The following is a 4,899-nucleotide window of genomic DNA, read 5'->3' as shown; positions in this document are numbered from 1 at the left end:
ACAAGACGAGATTGTCATTGATTTTGATGGCAATGAGGTCATCTACCCACGTAACGAATGGTACAAGATTCGACTAGCCTATGCCATGAGTATTCATAAATCTCAGGGGAGTGAGTTTCCCGTTGTCATCCTGCCCATCACCAGTGCTAGCAAGCGCATGCTGGAGCGAAATCTCATCTACACAGCTATCACACGGGCCAAGAGCAAGCTCATCCTTCTTGGCGAATTACAGGCCTTTGACTATGCAGTCAAGCATATCGGGACTGCCCGCAAGACCTATCTGATTGAGCGTTTCAGTGATTTAATTGAAACTAATATTGAAGAAAGCAAACAAGCCTTCTCTGAAACTGCCACACCAAGTGACTCTGAACAATTCTACATCCTCACCGAGGAAAACTGGTCTAGCATCCCAGCCATGATCGGGATTACAGATGCAGACCTCAAAGAGATTTTTGGATAATAGTGCAACAGAAAACCCACCTAGTCAGGTGGGCTTTTTCTCTTTTAAGATTATTTAACTGTTGCAGTGCTTGTGATCAATTCAACAGCTTTTTTGATAGTGATATCGTGTTTCAACATGTCAGCTGAAAGCAAGTTTTGTACTTGTGCAACTTCCATGTTGTAGTCTGCTGCCAATTGCTCGATTTCTTTTTGGATTTCTTCTTCTGAAGCGTCAAATCCTTCAGCCTTGGCAACTGCTTCGATAACAAGGTTAGTCTTCGTACGTGACTCAGCTTCTGCTTCGTATTGTTTGTGAAGGTCTTCTTGAGTAGTTCCTGTGATTTGGAAGTACATGTCAGGGTTGATACCTTGGCGTTGCAAGTTTCCAAGGAATTCATTTACTGAACGGTGAACTTCTTCATGGATCATTTCTTCTGGAAGTTCTACGATTTCAGCGTTTTCTACAGCTTTATCGATTGCTGCACCTTCAACGGCATCTTTGTAAGCTTCTTCTTTCGCAGCAGTCAATTCTTTGCGGTATTTTTCTTTCAATTCGTCAAGAGTTTCCACTTCTTCGTCGATATCTTTTGCAAGTTCATCATCAAGAGCTGGAACTTCTTTAGCTTTTACTTCGTGGATAGTTGTTACGAATTTAGCTTCTTTACCTGCAAGGTCTTCTGCTTGGTAGTCTTCTGGGAATGTTACAACTACATCAACAGTTTCGCCAGCTGAGTGTCCAACCAATTGGTCTTCAAAACCAGGGATGAATTGACCTGAACCAAGTCCAAGTGAGAAGTTTTCACCTTTTCCACCGTCAAATTCAACACCGTCAATAGAACCAACGAAGTCAATAACAACAGTGTCGCCATTTTCAGCAGCGCCTTCTTTGATAACCAATTCAGCCAAGTTGTTGCGTTCGCGTTCGATACGTTCTTCAACGTCAGCGTCAGTTACTTCTTTTTCTACATCAACTGATACTTCAAGGTTTTTGTAGTCACCCAATTTTACTTCAGGTTTTGTCACGACTTCAGCAGTGATAACCCAGTCTTGACCTTTTTCCATTGAAGTTACGTCAATTTTTGGTTGCGCAACGACTTCAAGACCAGCTTCTTTTACTGCAGCTTCATAAGCGTTTGGCAAAAGTGCGTTCATTGCATCTTGATAAAGAGCTTCTTCACCAAATTTTTGGTCGAAGATAGGGCGTGGAAGGTGACCTTTACGGAAACCAGGAACGTTAAGAGTTTTCTTTACTGAGTTAAATACACGGTCCAATTCTGGTTTGATTTGGTCTTGAGAGATTGTGAAAGTCAAGACACCACGGTTTGTTTCTTTGTTTTCAAATGATACAGACATTCTGTCATTTCTCCTTAAAATTTTTAATACAGTCCATTATACCATATAATAGCGACTTTTTTCAAGTAATGAATGCGCTTTTCAATAGTGCTAGAGGTACTTGCTCGCTTCCTTGATACTAAGTTCAGCCATTCGTTTCCTATTTTTTTCAATAAAACGTGCTACCCATTCGGGATTGATTTTAGAGTAGTCTCTTAGAGCCCAGCCGATGGCTTTGGTGATGAAAAATTCTGTCTGGTCCAGATTGTTGAGCAGAATCTTTTCCATCAGTTGGACATTTGTTTTCTCTTTTCTTAACAACTGGTGGTCAATAGCGACTCGTCTCAGCCAGATATTGTCTGAGAGGCTCCATTTTAAAATCACTTCTTCAAGTTCCTGATGGTCGGCCACCAAACTTCCTACTACTCGATCTAGGATATCTACCGTGTCCCACCAGGACTTGGTCACGACCAGACGCTCAAGTTTAGGCAAATCGTCCTTCGTTAGATAAGACTGCATAGCTTTCAAATAGTTGGCAGCCACATATTGGTATTCTCTAGGTTCCTTTTCCCAGCAAGTGTCTACAAAATCCCAATCGATAATTCTTGTTTTTTTCGCGCTTGGAAAGTATTTTTTATAGAGTGCATTTCTTTCAGGACCTGCAATACCTAAAAAGGGAAATTGATGGCGCATATAGGCTTCCATAGGCCCTGCTTTTTCAGGGTCTTTTGCTGCTTCTAGCTCCTCAAGTAAATCTGCAAGACTCATCTAAAAGTCCTCCTGCCCTACCAAGTGGTGCTGAAAGGCATAGACTGCAGCCTGAGTGCGATCGCTGACCTCAAGCTTGGCTAGGATGTTGGATACATGGGTCTTCACCGTCTTTAGGGAGATAAAGAGTTCATCTGCAATGCGCTGATTTTCATAGCCCTTGGCGATGAGTTGAAGCACGTCTCGCTCACGCGCAGTCAGTTCTTCATGAAGCTCTATATGATTGCGGTGGTATTCGACTTTCTTACTAACTTCTTGCTCAATGGCCAACTCCCCAGCAGCAACCTTACGAACTGCATGAAGCAGTTCGTCTGCACTAGAAGTCTTGAGCATATAACCTTTGGCACCAGCGTTCAAGACTGGCATGATTTTTTCATTGTCCAAGTAAGAGGTCACAATCAAAATCTTGGCTTCAGGCCATTCTTTGAGGATGGACAAGGTTGCATCAATCCCATTTATCTCAGGCATGACAATATCCATGACAATGACATCTGGACGCAATTCCAAGGCCAAGTCAATACCTTGAGCCCCATTGGCAGCTTCGCCCACAACTTCTACATCGTCTTGGAGGTCAAAATAGCTTTTCAAGCCCAATCGGACCATTTCATGGTCATCTACCAGTAAAATTTTCATCTCTACTCCTTTATGATTCCTTATCTAACAGGGGAATACGGATATCGACCGCCAGTCCTTGCTTAGGTGCTGTCAAGAGTTGAACCGTTCCTGCCATATCTTCGACTCGCTCCTTGATGTTTCGCAGTCCATAACTCAAGTCATCTAAACTCCCCAACAGGAAACCAATCCCATTATCCACCACCTTCAGCTGCAATTCAACATCTGTCTGATAGAGGTAGACATCCAAACAAGATGCCTGGGCATGGCGAAGGGTATTGCTAATCAATTCCTGCAAAATGCGGAAGATATGCTCTTCGATTTTCTTGGGCAATTTAGACACATTTTGCTTGAGACTAACCTTGAGATCACTCTTGTCCTCAAGCTCTTTTAAGAGGATTTGAATCCCCTCAATCAAACTCTTCTCTTCCAACTCAACTGGTCGCAAATGCAAGAGCAAGACCCGCAAATCTTTCTGGGCAGTCTCTAGGATGGCTGCGACACTTTGCAACTGGGTCTGCATCTTTTCTCTATCCAGCTTCAAAGCCTGCTGACTGACACCTGATAAAATCATATGGGCCGCAAACAACTCCTGACTAACCGTATCATGTAAGTCACGTGCTATCCGCTTCCGTTCTTTCTCGATGATTGCTTCTTCCCTGACCAGGCCTTGATTTTCAGCCTTTTGAACAGCCTCTGTCAAGAGGTTGAGCTTGCCAGACAAGGACTTAAAACTGGCATCCAAGTCTGGATCTGCAAAGGCAACCACCTCTTTTCCTGCTAGCAGTCGCTTGAGATTGACCTGCATTTTTCTGCGAGAGACTTCTTCTATCACGCACCAAAAGAGGACAAAAAAGAAGGTCATGGAAAGGCTAAAGACCAAGATCAAGAAGATGAGTTTCTCTGTTTTCTCGATATCCTGTAGCAAATAGGACCAATCAAGATTTAGAATATCAAGCAGACTATTAGCCAAAAAGAGAATAAAGAGGAGTGAAGTCAGGCCGATTAACAGATAAGATTGCTTTTTCATCCTCTGACCACCTCCACATCGCCAACCATAGTAGTTAGGAAAATCTTGACACTCTTGTTACTCTTGAGATAGTCTCTGGTCTCCTGATGATAGTGTTCATTGCGAAGGGATTTCTTGGGTTGATGGAGGAAAGTAAGATCTCCATAAAGACAGTTAACACTGAGGCTGATTTCCACATCAACAGGTACGATAATCCTAGTCGTTCCGACCATCTTTCTAAGGATAATGACATTGTCATGATTGGTTAGGATAACTCTTTCCAAATGAATGGTGTCCTTGCCCATGAGGCGAAAGAGGTTGATATCGTCAAACTGGCAGGTCTGGTGACTAGAGAAATGATGGAGATTACCAAACCAAGGATTGCGTTCATTTTTAACCGTCACCACCTCTTCAAAGACCAAGTCCGTCTCCTCTCTTTCTTGATTCATCATTGGATAGAGAAGAAAGAGACTGTAGATCACCGCTACAAAGATGGCTAAAATCACAAAGGGATTGAGCATGACGATGAAAAAGAAAAGAATAGTCGTTACAAGGAGGAAGACGTTGTTGCCCTCTTTACCTGTATAATAGCGCAGCAAGAGCAAAAAGAGGAACAGAATCAGCAGAAAACGCGAAAAATGCTCTGATACCATCAAAATCAGAGCTCCCGTCAACAGACAGGCTTCAATAAATAAAAAGATTTGAAATTTTTTCATAGATGCATCCTCTCCCTTCTA

6 protein-coding genes are annotated in these 4,899 nt (G+C 42.7%); 1 reads left to right on the top strand and 5 read right to left on the bottom strand.

Annotated features, from left to right (window positions below; translation table 11 throughout):
• Window positions 1-460: ATP-binding domain-containing protein (locus tag O3622_RS09915; protein ID WP_371607410.1), on the top strand; the 460-nt coding region annotated here is incomplete at its 5' end.
• A gap of 50 nt (window positions 461-510) precedes the next feature.
• Here O3622_RS09915 and tig read toward each other — a convergent pair.
• The 5 genes from tig to liaF form a co-directional block, all read right to left on the bottom strand.
• The gene (gene tig / locus O3622_RS09910) at window positions 511-1,794 is read right to left on the bottom strand and encodes a trigger factor (protein WP_000116506.1); all 1,284 of its coding nucleotides are present in this window, start codon (window positions 1,792-1,794) and stop codon (window positions 511-513) included.
• Between the two features lie 90 nt (window positions 1,795-1,884).
• Window positions 1,885-2,541, bottom strand: a complete 657-nt coding sequence (locus O3622_RS09905) for a DNA alkylation repair protein (protein ID WP_042902849.1) — start codon at window positions 2,539-2,541, stop codon at window positions 1,885-1,887.
• Window positions 2,542-3,174, bottom strand: coding sequence for a response regulator transcription factor (locus O3622_RS09900; protein WP_044021303.1), 633 nt, complete (start codon window positions 3,172-3,174; stop codon window positions 2,542-2,544).
• Between the two features lie 10 nt (window positions 3,175-3,184).
• Window positions 3,185-4,183: a sensor histidine kinase gene (locus O3622_RS09895; RefSeq protein ID WP_371607409.1), complete on the bottom strand. Its 999-nt coding sequence runs from the start codon at window positions 4,181-4,183 to the stop codon at window positions 3,185-3,187.
• On the bottom strand, window positions 4,180-4,878 hold the full coding sequence (liaF, locus tag O3622_RS09890) for a cell wall-active antibiotics response protein LiaF (RefSeq protein WP_371607408.1): 699 nt from the start codon (window positions 4,876-4,878) through the stop codon (window positions 4,180-4,182). Before liaF ends, O3622_RS09895 begins: the two co-directional genes overlap by 4 nt.
• Window positions 4,879-4,899 lie beyond the last annotated feature (21 nt).

This window comes from Streptococcus sp. 27098_8_51, from assembly GCF_041432205.1.
Classification (GTDB): Bacteria; Bacillota; Bacilli; order Lactobacillales; family Streptococcaceae; genus Streptococcus.
The sequence above is the reverse complement of the archived record's forward strand: the minus strand, read 5'-3'. Positions and strand labels throughout refer to the sequence as shown.